The following is a 17345-nucleotide window of genomic DNA, read 5'->3' as shown; positions in this document are numbered from 1 at the left end:
GAACCGCGCTCAGTGCTGCTGCGCGGTGCCGATCTTCAGCATGACCTGATCGACGATCTGTTCGGGCGTCAGCTCGATGCTGACCTCGATCGCTTCGTCCGGGCCCGGCTCCTCGAGCGTGTCGAGCTGGCTCTTCAGCAGCGACGGATCGAAGAAATGACCGGTACGGCTCTTCAGGCGCTCGTGCAACACCTCGAACGAACCCTTCAGATACACGAACCGCACGTCGGTGTCGGTGCCGCGCAGCACGTCGCGGTACGACCGCTTCAGCGACGAGCACGTGAACACGGCCGTCTCGCCGGCGCGCTGCTTTTCTTCGATGGCCGCGCGGATCGTGCGCAGCCACGGCCAGCGGTCGTCGTCGGTCAGCGGAATGCCCTGGTGCATCTTTTCCTTGTTCGCCGCGCTGTGAAACGCGTCGCCGTCGGTATAGCTGCATGACAGGCGTTCCGCCAGCATTTCGCCGATCAGCGACTTGCCCGCGCCCGACACGCCCATTGCGATCAGAATCATTGACTACCCCTTGTTACAGAACCATGCTCAGCAGCAGCGTGAAGCCCAGACCGAGCACCGAGATGATGGTTTCGAGCAACGACCAGGTCTTGAACGTCTGACCGACCGTCATCCCGAAGTATTCCTTGATCAGCCAGAAGCCGCCGTCGTTCACGTGCGAGAAGATCAGCGAGCCCGAGCCCGTGGCGAGCACCAGCAGCTCCGGGCTGACCGTCGCGCCCGCTGCCGCCGCGATCGGCGCGACGATGCCGCAGGCCGTCGTCATCGCGACCGTCGCCGAACCCGTCGCGAGACGCATCAGCGCCGCGACGAACCAGCCAAGCAGCAGCGGCGACAGGTGCGCGTGCTTCGCGGTCTCGACGATCTGCTGCGAGATCCCGCTGTCGCGCAGGACGCCGCCGAAGCCGCCGCCCGCGCCGACGATCAGCGTGATCCCGGCGATCGGTGCCAGGCACTCGCCGCAGAACTTCTGGATCTGGTCGCGGTTGAAGCCCTGCAGCTTGCCGAACGTGAAGAAGCTCACGAGCACGGCGATCAGCAGCGCGACGTCCGAGTTGCCCGCGAAGCGCAGCAGGTTGTTCGGCAGCGACTTCGGTGCGAACAGCAGGTCGGCCCAGCTGCCGACGAGCATCAGCGCGACGGGCAGCAGGATCGTGAACAGCGTGATGCCGAAGCTCGGCAGTTCGCGCTTGCTGCCATCCGTGCGCGAATCGACGAATTGCGACGCGAGCGGGTTGTTTTCCGGCAGCTTCACGAACTTCGAGATCGTCAGCGCAAACAGCGGGCCCGCGATGATCGCGGTCGGCACGCCGACGATCAGGCCGAACGCGATCGTCTTGCCGATATCGGCACCGTATTGCTGGACGGCCAGCAGCGCGGCCGGGTGCGGCGGGATCAGCCCGTGCACGACCGACAGGCCGGCCACCATCGGCAGGCCGACGACGAGCAGCGACTTGCCGGTGCGCTTCGCGACGTTGAACGCGATCGGGATCAGCAGCACGAAGCCGACTTCGAAGAACACCGGCAGGCCGACGATGATCGCGACGAACATCATCGCCCAGTGGATGTTCTTTTCACCGAACCAGTCGATCAGCGTGGTCGCGATCCGTTCGGCGCCGCCCGATTCGGCCATCATCTTGCCGAGCATCGTGCCGAGGCCGACGACGATCGCAATGTGGCCGAGCGTGCCACCGGTGCCCGCCTCGAACGACTTGACGATCTTGTCCATCGGCATGCCGACGACGAGACCGAGGCCGAGCGACACGATGATCAGCACCAGGAACGGGTAGATCTTGAAGCGCGCGATCATCAGGATCAGCGCGGCGATCGCGATCAGCGTGAATACGAGCAGCATGCTGCCTTGAACAGCCCCCATGTGGCACTCCTCCTAGAATTGTTCGAACCGGGCGAGTTGTTGCGAGTATGCCCGGCTATGCAGGTCTCCGAAACACGGGGGGGACCCACCCCGTCAGGACGCTGAATTTTACTTATCTTTGCGGCCTGCGGATAGAACCGGTTCCATCAGCAAAAACCCTCGGTAAAACAAGCACTAAGCGCTTGCTTTCCGAGGGTCAAACCATCATCGCGCGCAAGCCTTAACGGGGCAGCTGGCTCGCGGCTTGCGCAAGGCGCGTGACTTCGGCCCAGTCCTGCGCGGCGAGCGCGGCCTTCGGCGTGAGCCACGAACCGCCGACGCACACGACGTTCGGCAGCTTCAGGAAATTCGGCGCGGTGTCGACGGTGATGCCGCCGGTCGGGCAAAACTTCAGCGCCGGGAACGGGCCGTGGAACGCCTGCAGCATCGGCACGCCGCCCGCCTGCTGCGCGGGGAAGAACTTCACGATTTCGTAGCCGAATTCGAGCGCCTGGATGATGTCGCTCGGCGTCATCACGCCCGGCAGCAGCGGCAGGCCCGCGTCGAGCGACGCGAGATGCAGCTCCTTCGTCAGGCCCGGCGACACGCCGAACTTCGCGCCCGCGCGCTTCGCCTGCGCGCAGTGCTCGGGCTTCGTGATCGTGCCGACGCCGACGACGATGTCGTCCGCGAGCTGGCTCGCGCGCTGGATCGCCTCCAGGCCGGCCGGTGTGCGCAGCGTGATCTCGAGTACCTTCACACCGCCCGCGTGCAACGCGCGCGACACGTTTTCGCCCTGCTCGACCGAGTCGAATGCGAGCACCGGAATGACCGGGCCCAGCTTCACGATTTCAGCAATCGTCTTCATTGAATTGGCTCCTTGAAATTCATGCGGCGACGTGGACGGCCGTTTCGCCGACCAGCGTCCCGAAAACCGATGCGCCCTGCTCGGCCGGCGCGGCGGCCGCGCGGAACACGCCGAACAGTTCGCGCCCGAAACCGACTTCGTTCTCGGCCTGGTGCAGCGGCTGCGCGACCGGGCGCGCGTGCCACTCGGCGTCGTCGACCTCGATGTCGAGCACGCCGGCGTCCGCGTCGATCACGAGCGTGTCGCCCGTCTTCACCTTGCCGAGCGGGCCGGCCAGCAATGCTTCCGGCGACACGTGGATCACGGCCGGCACCTTGCCCGACGCGCCCGACATGCGGCCGTCTGTCACCAGCGCGACGTGGAAGCCCTGATCCTGCAGCACGCCGAGCAGCGGCGTCAAACGGTGCAGCTCGGGCATCCCGTTCGCGCGCGCGCCCTGAAAACGCACGACCGCGACGAAATCGCGCTTCAGCTCGCCGCGATCGAAGGCTTCCTGCACGGCTTCCTGCGAATCGAACACGATCGCGGGCGCCGTCACCTTGCGGTGCTCGGGCGCGACCGCCGAAATCTTGATCACGCCGCGGCCGAGCCGGCCCTGCATCAGGCGCAGGCCACCGTCCGGCTGGAACGGGTCGCGGATGCCGCGCAGTACCTTGGTATCGTGGCTCTCGACCGTACCGTCGACCCAGGCGAGCTTGCCGTCGATCAGCTTCGGCTCCTTCGTGTAGTGCGTGAGCCCCTTGCCGGCGACCGTCGTCACGTCTTCGTGCAGCAGCCCGCCCTCGAGCAGGTTGCGCACCAGGAAGGCCACGCCGCCCGCCGCGTGGAAATGGTTCACGTCGGCCTTGCCGTTCGGGTAGATCTTCGCGAGCAGCGGCACGACGGCCGACAGCTCGTCGAAGTCGTTCCAGTCGATCAGGATGCCGGCCGCGCGCGCGATCGCGACGAGGTGCAGCGTGTGGTTGGTCGAGCCGCCCGTCGCGAGCAGCGCGACGATCCCGTTGACGATCGCCTTCTCGTCGATCACATGGCCGATCGGCGTGTAGTGGCCGCGCTCGACGGTCAGGTCGAGCACGCGGCGCGCGGCCTCGGCCGTCAGCGCGGTGCGCAGCGGCGTGTGCGGATGAACGAATGCCGAGCCCGGCAGGTGCAGCCCCATCAGCTCCATCAGCATCTGGTTGCTGTTCGCGGTGCCGTAGAACGTGCAGGTGCCGTGGCCGTGATACGCGGCCGATTCGGCTTCGAGCAGCGCGTCGCGGCCAACCTGGCCGGTCGCGAACTGCTGGCGGATCTTCGCCTTGTCGTCGTTCGACAGGCCGCTCGTCATCGGGCCGGCCGGCACGAAGATCGTCGGCAGGTGGCCGAACTGCAGCGCGCCGATCAGCAGGCCCGGCACGATCTTGTCGCAGATGCCGAGGCAGAGCGCCGCGTCGAACATGTTGTGCGTGAGCGCGATCGCCGTGCCCATCGCGATCGCTTCGCGCGAGAACAGCGACAGTTCCATCCCCGGGTTGCCTTGCGTGACGCCGTCGCACATCGCCGGCACGCCGCCCGCGAATTGCGCGACGCCGCCGTTCTCGCGCGCGGCCGCCTTGATGATCTCGGGGAAATCCTTGTACGGCGCATGCGCGGACAGCATCTCGTTGTACGAGGACACGATGCCGATGTTCGGCTCGCGAATCGCCTTGATCGAGAACTTGTCGTTGCCCTCGAGGCCCGCGAAGCCGTGCGCGAGGTTGGCGCACGACAGCGCGCCGCGTGCCGGGAACTTGCCCTGCGCGCCGTCGATGCGCTGCAGATAGGCCGAACGGGTCGATTGGCTGCGGGCGATCACGCGTTCGGTGACCTTCGCCAGAGTGGGGTGCAGCGACGTCATGCTGGGCGCTCCTGTATGCCGGCCGACACCGGCGGTTGGAATCGTGGGGACGGTTGAGTGCATCGACTGAACGCAGCCAGTCTAGTAGAAAAACTACAAGCACGCAATGTGGATCGATGCTCGCGCAACCCTCATTCCCGCTACCAGCAAGGCTTTAACTAGTGAAAACCCTAATCCCGCACCTCGACCTCTCAGCGGAAGCATTGAAACAACGCTAGTATTTTTATGTAGATTTTCTACAATTCGATTGCGATACACTCGCTCATCCGAACCCGATTTCCACATGCCGTCCCATGCTGCCCCGCATTGAAGCGATCCGCGCCGAGCTGCGCCCGTCCGAGCGCAAGCTCGCCGACTACATCCTTGCCGCGCCGCGCGAAGTGCTCGACCTCGCGATGACCGAGCTGTCGACGCGCGCGGGCGTCAGCCAGCCGACGATCGCGCGCTTCTGCCAGGCGCTCGGCTGCAGCGGCTTCCGCGAATTCAAGATCCGGCTCGCGCAGAGCGTCGCGCCTGGCGTGTCGTCGGTGTACCGCGACGTCGAGCCCGACGAGCCGGCGCCCGGCATCATCGGCAAGGTGTTCGACCGCACGATCGGCGCGCTGATCGAAGTGCGCAACAGCCTGTCCGCCGGCAGCGTCGCCGATGCGATCGCGCTGCTGTCGAACGCGTCGCGGATCGAGTTCTACGGCGCCGGCGGCTCGGGCATCGCCGCGCAGGACATCCAGCACAAGTTCTTCCGGCTCGGCGTGCCGAGCGTCGCTTACTCGGATCCGCACACATTCTCGATGTCGTCGGCGCTGCTCGGGCCGCACGACGTCGTCGTCGCGATCTCGAACACGGGCCGCACGCGCGACATTGTCGACGCCGCGCGCTCCGCGCTCGCGTGCGGCGCGAAAGTCGTCGCGATCACGCAGAGCCATTCGCCGCTCGCGAAGCTCGCGACGGTCAGTCTCGCGTCGAACGTCGCCGAGGAAACGGACGTGTTCTCGCCGATGACGTCGCGCATGTCGCATCTGGCGATCGGCGACATCCTCGCGGTCGGCGTCGCGCTGTCGCGCGGCCCCGCGCTGATGGAACGGGTCGGCCGCGCGAAGGAAGCGATCACGCGGCGGCGGATCGACGACGGCACGAAGGATTGAATCCGCACCGCGCGGAACCGCACGTATACGAACAACGGCGCCCCTCGGGGCGCCGTTTTGCATGGGGAGGCGGCACGTGCCCGCCGGCCGCGCCGCTCAGAACGGCTTGATCACGACCAGTGCGACCGCCGCGAGCATGCCGAGCACCGGCAGTTCGTTGAACACGCGATACCACTTGTCGGTGCGGCGGTTCTCGCCGCGCTCGAACACCCGCAGCAGGTGCCCGCAGTACGCGTGGTAGATGACGAGCAGCAGCACGACCGTCACCTTCGCATGGATCCAGCCCTGTCCCTGCCCGATGCCGATCACGAGCCACAGCCACAACCCGCAGGCCAGCGCCGGCACCGCGATCATCGTCATGAAGCGGAACAGCTTGCGCGCCATCAGCAGCAGGCGCCGGACCGCTGCCGGGTCGGTCTCCATGGCCAGGTTCACGTAGATGCGCGGCAGGTAGAAGAGCCCCGCGAACCACGCAGCGATCAGAACGATATGGAACGTCTTGACCCAGAGCATTGCCATTGGTGGTGCGCCTCGCTGGTTACTGGCGGCCTTCGCCGTGTCCGAGCACGACGTACTTCAGCGACGTCAGCCCTTCCAGGCCGACGGGGCCGCGTGCGTGCAGCTTGTCGTTCGAGATGCCGATTTCCGCGCCGAGACCGAATTCGAAGCCATCCGCGAAGCGCGTCGACGCGTTGACCATCACGCTCGCCGAATCGACTTCGCGCAGGAAACGCATCGCACGGTCGTGATCCTCGGTGACGATCGCATCGGTGTGATGCGAACCGTAATGGTTGATGTGCTCGATCGCGGCGTCGAGACCGTCGACAACCTTGATCGCGAGCACCGGCGCGAGATATTCGGTGTGCCAGTCTTCCTCGGTCGCGTCGACGAGCGGGCCGACGCCCGCATCGGCGAGCACCGCGCGGGCGGCTGCATCGACGCGCAGTTCGACCTGCTTGTCGCGATACAGCTTGCCGAGCGGCGGCAGCAGCTTCGCCGCGATGCCGCTCGACACGAGCAGCGTCTCCATCGTGTTGCAGGTGCCGTAGCGGTGGGTCTTCGCGTTGTCGCAGACGGTCAGCGCCTTGTCGAGATCGGCGCGATCGTCGACGTACACGTGGCAGATGCCGTCGAGGTGCTTGATCATCGGCACGCGCGCCTCGTTGATCAGGCGTTCGATCAGGCTCTTGCCGCCGCGCGGCACAATCACGTCGACGTATTCGGTCATCGTGATCAGCTTGCCGACCGCCGCGCGATCGGCCGTCGCGACGACCTGCACCGCGTCCTGCGGCAGGCCGGCCGCCTCGAGCCCTTCGCCGATCAGCTTCGCGAGCGCCGCGTTCGATTCGAGCGCTTCGGAGCCGCCGCGCAGGATCGTCGCGTTGCCCGACTTCAGGCACAGCGCGGCCGCGTCGATCGTCACGTTCGGGCGCGACTCGTAGATGATGCCGATCACGCCGAGCGGCACGCGCATCTGGCCGACCTGGATCCCGCTCGGGCGGAACTTGAGGTTGCCGATCTCGCCGATCGGATCGGCCAGCGACGCGACCTGGCGCAGCCCTTCGACCATCGTCTTCAGCGCCTTGTCCGACAGCGTCAGGCGATCGACGAACGCTGCATCGAGCCCCTTTTCGCGGGCGCGGGTGACGTCACGCGCATTCGCCTCCTTCAGCACCTGCGCGTCGCGTTCGATCGCGCGGGCCACGGCGTCGAGCGCCGCATTCTTCGCGGCCGTGCTGGCGCGCGCCATCGCGCGGGAAGCGTGCCGGGCGCGACGGCCCAGGTCGGTCATGTACTGATCGATATCCATCGTGTGACTCGAGAAGCGAGCCGCGCGGGGCGGCATGAATTCGTGGGGAAGCATGGGACGGCCATCCGGGGGCAGCCGTCTGCAAGGCGGCCATCCGGCAAAACCGCGGCCGGCAAGCCGCGCCGGCTATCGAAGCATTGTAAGCGGGTTGCGCAGCATGCGCTGAAGGCCCGGACGGGACTTAGCGTCGCACGCGACCCGCGGTCGGCGGTCGCTCGCCGCGCGCACCCGCAACCGTCATCGCGAGCTGGAACAGCCCGTCCCACGGATCGGGCGGCGGCTCGTCCTGCGTGCGGCGGCCCGGCACGACGGCCGTGAGCCCCTTGACCTGCCGGTCGAGCTTCGCGGCGAACGCGAGCGCCTTCTCGAGCGCGGCTTCCGACACGCGGTTCAGTGCGGGACCGATCAGCCGCTCGCGCGGCCCCCATACGCGGTTCTCGCGCAGCAGCGTCGCCAGCGGCTTGCCGGCCGTCGCACCGCGCTTGATCCGCAGCAGCGTGCGCAATTCCTCGACGACGGCCCACATCACGAGCACGATCGCCTCGCCCTCGCCCTTCAGCCCGTCGATCATCCGGGCGAGCCGCGCGGCGTCGCCGGCGAGCATCGCTTCGTTCAGCTTGAACACGTCGTAGCGCGCGACGTTCAGCACCGCGTCGTGCACCTGCTCGAACGACAGCGCGCCCTGCGGATACAGCAGCCCGAGCTTCTGGATTTCCTGGTGCGCGGCAAGCAGGTTGCCTTCGACACGCTCCGCGATGAACTGCAATGCGCGCCGCCCATCCTCGCCGGGCGCGGCGCGCTGGCCCTGCATCGCAAGACGCTGGCCGATCCAGTTCGGCAGTTGCGCGCGGTCGACCGGATCGATCTTCAACGCGACGCCGCCGTTCTGGAGCGCGGTGAACCACGCGGACTTCTGCGTGGCCGCGTCAAGGCGCGGCAGCGTGACGAGCATCAGCGCATCGGGGTTGGGCGTGGCCGCGAGCGTCTTCAGCGCATCGGCGCCTTCCTTGCCGGGCTTGCCCGACGGAATGCGCAGCTCGATCAGCTGGCGCTCGCCGAACAGCGACATCGCCTGGGTCGCGCCGAGCAGCACGCTCCAGTCGAAACCGCGCTCGACCGTATGCACCGAACGCTCGGTGAAGCCGGCCGCGCGCGCGGCCGCACGAATGCGGTCGCACGCTTCCTGCGCGAGCAGCGGCTCGTCGCCGAAGACGGTATAGAGCCCGGCCAACCCCTTCGCGAGGTGCGGCTCCAGCGCATCAAGTCGCAATTGCATCGGTGCGTGCGCCGTCGATCAGAGCGGCGGCGGCGGCAGCGGTGCACGCGGCGCGACGCCCGGCACCACGTCCTCCGGCGCCGGCGTCAGCGAGTGGACGATCGCGAGACGCCGCATCAGCTGGTCGACCGCGTCGTTCTGCATGTCGCCGTACAGGATGTCGGCTTCCTGCGCCTTCGCGTTCGTGTACTGGTCGCTGTACGTCATCGCGCGGTTCAGCGCGATCACGCTCGGCGGAATCAGCAGGGTGCCGTCCTTGCTCGTCAGCGTATAGCGCAGCGTGTAGAAAAGCGCGTATTCCTGCGCGGAACCATACTTGTTGAGCGTCAGCGTGTTCTGGCCACGTGACTCCCACATGGTCAGCACGGCATCGGCGTCGTCCGCCGACTTGACGATCTTCGTGTCGCTGCCGGCCTGGACGAGGCGCGTGAGCCGCGCCTCGACGGGTGCCGGCGCACCGGCCACCAGCAGGCGCTTGAACGCGTAGTCCTGCTGGCCGCGCAACTGGAAGCCGCATGCCGACAGCACGACCGCGCTGCCGACGAGCATCAAAAACGATCTGCGGATCACCTTCGCTCCTTCTGGGTACGTCCGACGGCCGGCGGCCGTCAGACGACGATGTTCACGAGGCGGCCCGGCACGACGACGATCTTCTTCGCCGGCTTGCCGTCGCTGAACTTCGCGAACGCTTCGTCGGCCACCGCCGCGGCTTCGATCGCCTCGCGGCTCGCGTCCTTCGCGACCTTCAGCGCGCCGCGCACCTTGCCGTTCACCTGCAGCACGAGTTCGATCTCGGCCTGCTCGAGCGCGGCCTCGTCGACCTTCGGCCACGGTGCATCGAGCAGCGGGCCGAAATCGTCCGTGTAGCCGAGCGCCTTCCACAGCTCGAACGTGACGTGCGGCACGACCGGGTAGAGCACGCGCAGCAGCACGCCATACGTCTCGCGCAGCACGCCGGGCGTCGCGCCCTTCGCACCGTCGATCGCGTTCAGCATCTTCATCGCGGCCGACACAACCGTGTTGTACTGCAGGCGCTGGTAGTCGAAATCGGCCTGCTTCAGCACGCTGTAGATCTCGCGGCGCAGCGCCTTGTCGGCGTCGCCGAGCGTCGCTGCGTCAAAGCCCGCGCGCGTGGCGAGCGCTTCGCGATTCGTCGCGCCGAAGCTCCATACGCGGCGCAGGAAACGGCTCGCACCTTCGACGCCCGCACCCGACCATTCGAGCTGCTGCTCGGGCGGCGCCGCGAACATCGTAAACAAGCGCGCGGTATCGGCGCCGTACTGGTCGATCAGCAACTGCGGATCGACACCGTTGTTCTTCGACTTCGACATCTTCTCGATGCCGCCGAGCACGACCGGCTGGCCGTCCGCGTTCAGCGTCGCGCCGACCGGGCGGCCCTTGTCGTCGTGCGTGACCGTCACGTCGAGCGGGTTGTACCAGGTCTTCTTGCCCGATGCGTCTTCGCGGTAGTACGTCTCGTTCAGCACCATCCCCTGCGTGAGCAGGTTCTTCGCCGGCTCGCCGAACTTCACGAGGCCGAGGTCGCGCATCACCTTGGTCCAGAAGCGCGAATACAGCAGGTGCAGGATCGCGTGCTCGATGCCGCCGATGTATTGATCCATCGGCATCCAGTAGTCGGTGCGCGCGTCGACCATCGTGTCGGCGTCCGGCGCCGTGTAGCGCGAGAAGTACCACGACGAATCGACGAACGTGTCCATCGTGTCGGTTTCGCGCTTCGCCGCCGCGCCGCACTTCGGGCACGTGCAGTTCAGGAACGCTTCCGACTTCGCGAGCGGGTTGCCCGAGCCGTCCGGCACGAGGTCTTCCGGCAGCACGACGGGGAGATCCTGCTCCGGCACCGGCACGTCGCCGCACGACGGGCAGTGGATGATCGGGATCGGCGTGCCCCAGTAGCGCTGGCGCGACACGCCCCAGTCGCGCAGGCGCCACGTGACCTGCTTGTCGCCGAAGCCGCCGGCATTCAGGTCGGCCGCGACCGCGTCGACCGCTTCCTTGTAGTGCAGGCCGTCGTACTTGCCGCTGTTGATGCAGGCCGCCGCTTCCTTGTCGCCGTACCACTCCTGCCACGCGTCGAGCGAATACTGCTGGCCTTCGACCGCGATCACCTGCTTGATCGGCAGGTCGTATTTCTTCGCGAACGCGAAATCGCGCTCGTCGTGGCCCGGCACGCCCATCACCGCGCCTTCGCCATAGCTCATCAGCACGTAGTTGCCGATCCACACCTCGACCGGCTCGCCGGTCAGCGGGTGCGCGACCGAGAAGCCCGTCGCGACGCCCTTCTTCTCCATCGTCGCGACGTCGGCTTCGGCCACGCCGCCGCGCTTGCATTCGTCGATGAACGCGAGCAGCTCGGGCTTGCCTTGCGCGAGGCGCGTGGCGAGCGGGTGCTCGGCCGCGATCGCGCAGAACGTGACGCCCATGATCGTGTCGGCGCGCGTCGTGAACACGCGCAGCAGCTTCTTCTCGCCGTCGAGTTCGTACGGGAAGCCGAAGTTCACGCCGAAGCTCTTGCCGATCCAGTTCTGCTGCATGATCTTCACGCGCTCGGGCCAGCCGAGGCCGTCGAGGTCGTTCAGCAGCTCATCCGCGTACTGCGTGATCCGCAGGTAGTACATCGGGATCTCGCGCTTTTCGACGAGCGCGCCCGAGCGCCAGCCACGGCCGTCGATCACCTGCTCGTTCGCGAGCACGGTCTGGTCGACCGGGTCCCAGTTCACGGTGCCCGTCTTCTTGTACGCGATGCCCTTCTCGAGCATCTTCAGGAACAGCCACTGGTTCCACTTGTAATAGTCGGGCTTGCACGTCGCGATCTCGCGCGACCAGTCGATCGCGAGGCCCATCGACTGCATCTGGCCCTTCATGTAGTCGATGTTGTCGTAGGTCCACTTCGCGGGCGGCACGCCGTTCGCCATCGCGGCGTTCTCGGCCGGCATCCCGAACGCATCCCAGCCCATCGGCATCAGCGTGTTGTAGCCGTTCATCCGCAGATAGCGGTACATCACGTCGTTGATCGTGTAGTTGCGCACGTGACCCATGTGCAGCTTGCCGGACGGGTACGGCAGCATCGACACGCAGTAGAACTTCGGCTTCTGCGAATCTTCCTGCGTCTTGTAGGCATCGGCTGCGCGCCAGTCGCCCTGGGCGGCGGCTTCGACGTCGGCGGGTACGTATCTCTCGTGCATGGTGTGGTTCGGGCTAGGCTTTAAGCGGCGCGACGGCTCGCGCGCAGGATTGGATCGAAGATCGTGCTCGCCCGGCGCAGGAACGGGCTGACCGGTTCCGGGCCGGGAAAAACGTCGATTATACCGCCCGTGCGGGCCCGCACGGCCGGTCTCGCGGGCCGGGGCCCGCAACGACGGCGTATCAGGGTTTCGCGCCGGCGGCCGCCGGGGCGACGCCCCCGGCCGGCGGCATGTCGGTCACGAAGCCGATCCGCGTCAGGCCCGCGGCCTGCGCGGCGCCCATCACCTGCGCGATCACGTCGTAACGCGTCGCACGGGACGCACGCAGCCGCAGCTCGGGCGGCGCGGCGCCCGCGGCGGCGGCCCGGAAGCGCGCGGGCAGCGCGTCGAGCGCCACGGGCGCGTCGTCCCAGTACAGCTTGCCCGCGTCGTCGATCGACAGCGTGACCGATTGCGGCGTGTCGCGCGCGACGCTGGCCGCGACCTTCGGCAGGTCGAGCCGGATCGCGTGCGTCATCAGCGGCGCTGTGATGATGAAGATGACGAGCAGCACGAGCATCACGTCGATCAGCGGCGTCATGTTGATCTCCGCCATCGGCGCGGAGGTCTTGTGGTGCTCGAGCCCGCCGAATGCCATGGTCGTTTCTCCCGGGCCGGCGCGTCAGGCGCCCTGCACGCACACGAATACGTGCAGATCGCGCGCGAAGCCGTCGAGTTCCTCGGCGAGCTGCCGGACGAGCCGGCCGAGAATGTTGTAGGCCAGCACCGCGGGAATCGCGACGACGAGCCCGAACGCAGTCATGATCAGCGCCTCGCCGACCGGCCCCGCGACGTTCTCGATCTGCGCCTGCCCGCTCGCGGCGATGCTGCCGAGCGCGTGATAGATGCCCCACACGGTGCCGAGCAGCCCGACGAACGGCGCGGTGCTGCCGATCGACGCGAGCAGCACCTGGCCGAATTCGAGACGGCGCTGCGAGCGCAGCATCGCGTGGCGCAACGCACGCAGCACGCGTTCGCTGCGCTCGACGCGCGCGGCCAGCGCGGCCGGGTCGTGGTCGTCGGCCGCATCGCGCGCGGCTTCCGCGAGCGGCACGAACACGCGCTCGCGATCGGCGCCGGCCAGCGCGGCGATCCCCGCATCGAGCGACGGCGCGCGCCAGAACGCGGCAAGCGCACGCGGCCCCTGCCGCTTCGCGCGGACCAGGAGCCAGGCTTTCATGAAAAGGAAGCACCAGCTGGCGATGGACATCGCCAGCAGCACATAGGCGACCGAATGCGTGATCGCATCGCCGCTTTCGAGGTAGTGGACAACGCCGGTGGGAATCGCCATCGGAGTTTCCCCGTGGTGTCAGCGCAGGCCGAGCACGTCCTGCATGTCGAACAGGCCGGCGCCGCGCGCCGACAGGAAGCGGACCGCGCGCAGCGCGCCCTGCGCGTACGACACGCGGCTCGACGACTTGTGCGTGATCTCGATGCGCTCGCCGATCCCGGCGAACAGCACGGTGTGGTCGCCGACGATATCGCCGCCGCGCACCGCGGCAAAGCCGATCGACGACGGATCGCGTTCGCCCGTCACGCCGTGGCGGCCATACACCGCGCACTCGTCGAGCGAGCGGCCGAGCGCGCCGGCGACGGCTTCGCCCATCATCAGCGCGGTGCCCGACGGCGCATCGACCTTGTGGCGATGATGCGCCTCGATGATCTCGATGTCGTAGCCGTGCGAGAAGTGTTTCGCCGCGAATTCGAGCAGCTTCAGCGTGACGTTCACGCCGACGCTCATGTTCGCCGCGAACACGACGCCGATCTTGCCCGCCGCGGCCTGCAGCTCGGCCTTCTGCTCGGCGGTGAAGCCGGTCGTGCCGATCACGAGCCTCACGTCGTGGCGCAGCGCGGCCTCGATGTGGGCCATCGTGCCTTCCGGACGCGTGAAATCGATCAGGTAGTCGGCCTGCGCGAACACCGCGTCGAGGTCGTCGGTCAGCTTGATCCCGGTTTCCTTGCCGAGGAACGCACCGGCGTCCTGGCCGAGGAACGGCGAATCGGCGCGGTCGAGCGCGCCGACCAGCTGCGCGTCGGTATCGTTGAGAACGGCTTCGATCAGCATCCGGCCCATTCGGCCCGATGCACCGGCAATCGCAATCTTCATGGCTTTCTACACGACAGGTCTAAAGTCGGGCGGCACGGGCCGCCCTGGTTCCGCATGCCGGCCGCTTACTGCGCCGGCGCGGTGAGCGGCTGGTTCTGCAGGTTGTCCGAGCCTTGCGGGCCGACCGGCGGCGACGCCTCGTTCGACACGTTCGGCTGCGGCGGACGATGGAACTGGAACTGCGGCTGGATCGCCGGTGCGGCGCCCGGCGGCTGACCGCCCGGCACCGGTGCACCGCTCGAAGCCTGCGCGGACGGCGTGAACCGGCGGGAAGCCGAACCCTGCCCCGACACCTGGTTGGTCGCACGGTTCGCCGCGCGGGCAGCCTGCGCGTTCGCATCCTGGTCGACCACCGCGCCGGACGCCGGCACGGTGGACGGGCTGGCGACAGCCTCCGGCACCGCCGCGCCCGCAGCCTGCGCCGCGCTTGCGGCAGCGGCTTCGGACGCCCTCTTCGCGGCAGCGGCGGCCTTCGCCTTCTTGCCGCCGCGATCGCCGTCGATGTCGGCCAGCAGGTCGAGTTCGGACGGCAGGTTGTCGCCGCCGGTCCAGCTTGCGAGGCGGTCACCCGAGAAGGTCACCACGAGGTCGCGCTGCTGGACGACCGACGTCGAGCCGCGCTTGAAGTAGAAGAGGTAATCCCAGCGATCCGCGTGGAACATGTCCGCCAGCAGCGGCGTACCGAGCAGCGCGCGGACCTGCTCGCGCGTCATGCCGGCCTGTAACTGCGCGGCTTTCTCCTGCGATACGAAGTTGCCCTGCACGACGGTGATCCGATAAGGCGTGATGCTCTGCGCAATGCGCTGCGTCACGCTGTCGTACGACGAACAACCAGCCAGCGCGGCAACGGCGGCGGCAGCGATGATGGCACTCCGCATGCGACTCCTCTGAAAGTGCGAAAGCGATTCTGGGATCATTTCCTTCACCGTGCTGACCCGCGTACAGGCCGCGCGTGTTTCTGGAACGGCAAAAAGCCGGTAACATTGAAGCCCTGCATTGTACTCTAGGGACGCCTAGCCATGACCAATCCGACGGATCTCAAGAATATCGGGCTAAAGGCCACCCTACCGCGCCTCAAGATTCTCGAGATCTTCCAGCAAAGCCCGGTGCGCCACCTGACGGCCGAAGACGTCTACCGGAACCTGCTCAACGAGCAGCTCGACATCGGGCTCGCCACCGTCTATCGCGTGCTGACGCAGTTCGAGCAGGCCGGCCTGCTCACGCGCAGCAACTTCGAATCCGGCAAGGCCGTGTTCGAACTGAACGAAGGCTCGCACCACGACCACCTCGTGTGCCTCGATTGCGGCCGCGTCGAGGAATTCTTCGACGCCGAGATCGAGAGCCGCCAGCAGGCGATCGCGAAGGAGCGCGGCTTCCGGCTCCAGGAGCACTCGCTCGCGATGTACGGTTCGTGCACCACCGAGAACTGCCCGCACCGCAAGCACTGAATCGCGCCACCCGCGCACGCAGCACGGCCCGGCCGGCATTTCGCCGCCCGGGCCGTCTGTTTTTCCGGCGGTCGTGCCGCGCGGCCGGAATGCTTACGAAATCCCTTCGACATCCGCGCAGGCCGGCTCGAATTCGAGCGCCCATGCGACATCCAGCGGAATCTCGTCGCAGTTCGGCTGCGGGCCGCCGCGATCGACGATCACGAAATCGCTGACCGCGTCGAGCGCGAGCAGCGGATGGTGCCAGACGCCCTTCGCATAATTCACGCCCTGCCAGCCTTCTGCGAGGAACGCGCGCATCGCGTCGGGCCGGAATTCGCCGGCCGGCGCGACGACGAGCGCGTAGCGCGACACGGCTGCGAGCGGGATGAATGCCTGGCTGCCGTGCGGATGGCGCTCCATCAGCGTGACCGCGACCGGCAGTACGCGCGGCTGCGCGCGAAACACGCTGACGAGCGGGCGGCCGCCGTCCGCGCATACGTCGATCGTCGCGAGATCGTGAAAGCGCTCGGTCGTGCCGCCGTTGATCGGGAAATGGCGCGCGCCTTCGAGCGCGATCACGTCGCCGAACGGCGCGAACGCCTCACGGGTCAGGCGCTCGACGCGCAGGATGTGGGTTCCGGTCATGACGTTGCCCTCCTTCAGGCCGGCTCGCCCCACAGGCGCAGGCGCGACACGCCACCGTCCGGGAAGATGTTGAACCGCACGTGCGTGACGGGGCCGAGCGCCGCGAGCGCGTCGAACGTGTGGACGTGATCCATCTGCAGCTTCTGCTCGCCGAGCAGTTCGGCCCAGAACATTGCCTGCGTGACGAGCGAATCGTCGGTGCCGCCCGTGACATGCGCGGCCTGCAGCGAGCAGCGGTCGGGGAAATTGCCCTTGAAGAACGCCGTATCGACCTCGACGCGCCGGATGATGCCCGGCCGCGCAAGCGCGACGATCGCCCAGTCGTTGCCGGGCTCGCGGCGGCGCCGCGTTTCCCAGCCGTCGCCCATGTTCGCGCCGCGCCCCGGCATCAGCATCTGCGACGCCGGCCCGAAGTGCTGGTTGTTCGCGGCGACCAGATAGCCGCCGTTCTCGATCGCCGCGAGATCGACGAGTTCGCCGGCCGGCACGTGGCGCCAGTCGCGCTGCGGCTGGCCGTACACGCGCAGCCGCGCAAGGCCGCCGTCCGGATACAGGTTCACGCGCAGGTGCGTGACCGGTTGCGCGTCGTCGACGCTCACGTAGTGATGCGAATTGCCCTGCAGCGTCGTCGCGGGGACGATCGTGCGCCACGCGGCGTCGTCCGGCGGCGCATCGCCGTCCACCGCACACGCTTCGATCGACGCGGCCGGCGGGAAGTTGCCGGTGAAGTGGCTCGTATCGAGATCGACGCCGTAAATGACGCCCGGCCGCGCGAGCCGCACCACGCAGAAATCGTGGCCGGTCGTGCGCTTGCGGCGCGTTTCCCAGCCGTCCATCCACTTGCCGTGGTCGTCGTACTTGCCGGGGATGAACACGGCCGGCTCGGGATTCAGCATGCGCTCCTTCGGCGCGAAGAATTCGTCGCTGGCGAAGAGCGCCTGTGCACCGAGGCGCGGGTCGGCGAGGTTCATGTAGCGCCGCGTGAAGGCCGGCGCGTTCGGATCGAGGATGGGGGCTGCCATGTCGTCTCCACTATCTTGAGAGGGGCCGGCGCATCGTCGGGCCGGCCTCGGGAAATTCGG

At 67.5% G+C, this 17345-nt stretch carries 17 protein-coding genes; 2 read left to right on the top strand and 15 right to left on the bottom strand.

Annotated features, from left to right (window positions below; translation table 11 throughout):
* Positions 1–9 precede the first annotated feature (9 nt).
* The 4 genes from AC5LXK_RS03055 to edd all read right to left on the bottom strand — a co-directional run bounded on the left by AC5LXK_RS03055 (position 10) and on the right by edd (position 4611).
* Positions 10–513, bottom strand: coding sequence for a gluconokinase (locus AC5LXK_RS03055; RefSeq protein WP_493390259.1), 504 nt, complete (start codon positions 511–513; stop codon positions 10–12).
* Positions 514–526: 13 nt separating this feature from the next.
* Positions 527–1888 carry a GntP family permease gene (locus AC5LXK_RS03050; protein WP_493390258.1) on the bottom strand — a complete coding sequence of 454 codons (1362 nt, stop codon included), beginning with the start codon at positions 1886–1888 and terminating at the stop codon, positions 527–529.
* A 220-nt stretch (positions 1889–2108) separates the two neighbouring features.
* Positions 2109–2735: a bifunctional 4-hydroxy-2-oxoglutarate aldolase/2-dehydro-3-deoxy-phosphogluconate aldolase gene (eda, locus tag AC5LXK_RS03045; protein WP_069232184.1), complete on the bottom strand. Its 627-nt coding sequence runs from the start codon at positions 2733–2735 to the stop codon at positions 2109–2111.
* 19 nt (positions 2736–2754) lie between these two features.
* Entirely contained in the window at positions 2755–4611 is a 1857-nt protein-coding gene (gene edd, locus AC5LXK_RS03040) for a phosphogluconate dehydratase (RefSeq protein ID WP_493390257.1), read from the bottom strand.
* Positions 4612–4904: 293 nt separating this feature from the next.
* On the opposite strand from edd, the gene AC5LXK_RS03035 reads away from it, so the two are divergent.
* Positions 4905–5753 carry a MurR/RpiR family transcriptional regulator gene (locus AC5LXK_RS03035; RefSeq protein ID WP_027783542.1) on the top strand — a complete coding sequence of 283 codons (849 nt, stop codon included), beginning with the start codon at positions 4905–4907 and terminating at the stop codon, positions 5751–5753.
* A 96-nt stretch (positions 5754–5849) separates the two neighbouring features.
* Here the strand turns inward: AC5LXK_RS03035 and AC5LXK_RS03030 are convergent, their stop codons facing one another.
* The 9 genes from AC5LXK_RS03030 to AC5LXK_RS02990 form a co-directional block, all read right to left on the bottom strand.
* The gene (locus tag AC5LXK_RS03030; RefSeq protein WP_006760213.1) at positions 5850–6272 is read right to left on the bottom strand and encodes a CopD family protein; all 423 of its coding nucleotides are present in this window, start codon (positions 6270–6272) and stop codon (positions 5850–5852) included.
* 19 nt (positions 6273–6291) lie between these two features.
* Positions 6292–7563 (bottom strand): glutamate-5-semialdehyde dehydrogenase, encoded by a 1272-nt coding sequence (locus AC5LXK_RS03025; protein ID WP_493390256.1) that lies wholly within the window; start codon positions 7561–7563, stop codon positions 6292–6294.
* 181 nt (positions 7564–7744) lie between these two features.
* Entirely contained in the window at positions 7745–8839 is a 1095-nt protein-coding gene (holA, locus tag AC5LXK_RS03020) for a DNA polymerase III subunit delta (protein ID WP_493390255.1), read from the bottom strand.
* Between the two features lie 18 nt (positions 8840–8857).
* Positions 8858–9409 carry an LPS-assembly lipoprotein LptE gene (locus tag AC5LXK_RS03015; protein ID WP_493390254.1) on the bottom strand — a complete coding sequence of 184 codons (552 nt, stop codon included), beginning with the start codon at positions 9407–9409 and terminating at the stop codon, positions 8858–8860.
* A 38-nt stretch (positions 9410–9447) separates the two neighbouring features.
* Positions 9448–12042 carry a leucine--tRNA ligase gene (gene leuS, locus AC5LXK_RS03010; protein ID WP_493390253.1) on the bottom strand — a complete coding sequence of 865 codons (2595 nt, stop codon included), beginning with the start codon at positions 12040–12042 and terminating at the stop codon, positions 9448–9450.
* Between the two features lie 181 nt (positions 12043–12223).
* Positions 12224–12679 (bottom strand): ExbD/TolR family protein, encoded by a 456-nt coding sequence (locus AC5LXK_RS03005; RefSeq protein ID WP_493390252.1) that lies wholly within the window; start codon positions 12677–12679, stop codon positions 12224–12226.
* 24 nt (positions 12680–12703) lie between these two features.
* Complete coding sequence (locus tag AC5LXK_RS03000; RefSeq protein ID WP_493390251.1) at positions 12704–13372, bottom strand: MotA/TolQ/ExbB proton channel family protein; 669 nt, start codon at positions 13370–13372, stop codon at positions 12704–12706.
* A gap of 18 nt (positions 13373–13390) precedes the next feature.
* Entirely contained in the window at positions 13391–14188 is a 798-nt protein-coding gene (dapB, locus tag AC5LXK_RS02995; RefSeq protein WP_493390250.1) for a 4-hydroxy-tetrahydrodipicolinate reductase, read from the bottom strand.
* A gap of 65 nt (positions 14189–14253) precedes the next feature.
* Complete coding sequence (locus AC5LXK_RS02990; protein WP_493390249.1) at positions 14254–15066, bottom strand: outer membrane protein assembly factor BamE; 813 nt, start codon at positions 15064–15066, stop codon at positions 14254–14256.
* Between the two features lie 141 nt (positions 15067–15207).
* On the opposite strand from AC5LXK_RS02990, the gene fur reads away from it, so the two are divergent.
* Positions 15208–15636: a ferric iron uptake transcriptional regulator gene (fur, locus tag AC5LXK_RS02985; protein WP_006753314.1), complete on the top strand. Its 429-nt coding sequence runs from the start codon at positions 15208–15210 to the stop codon at positions 15634–15636.
* A gap of 93 nt (positions 15637–15729) precedes the next feature.
* Here the strand turns inward: fur and AC5LXK_RS02980 are convergent, their stop codons facing one another.
* Together AC5LXK_RS02980 and alc are read right to left on the bottom strand one after the other, a co-directional pair.
* Complete coding sequence (locus tag AC5LXK_RS02980) at positions 15730–16263, bottom strand: ureidoglycolate lyase (RefSeq protein ID WP_493390248.1); 534 nt, start codon at positions 16261–16263, stop codon at positions 15730–15732.
* Between the two features lie 14 nt (positions 16264–16277).
* Positions 16278–17285 (bottom strand): allantoicase, encoded by a 1008-nt coding sequence (gene alc / locus AC5LXK_RS02975; RefSeq protein WP_493390247.1) that lies wholly within the window; start codon positions 17283–17285, stop codon positions 16278–16280.
* Positions 17286–17345 lie beyond the last annotated feature (60 nt).

It is taken from the genome of Burkholderia pulmonis (assembly GCF_984667975.1).
Note: the sequence above shows the minus strand (reverse complement) of the source record. Positions and strands in the feature narration are given on the sequence as shown.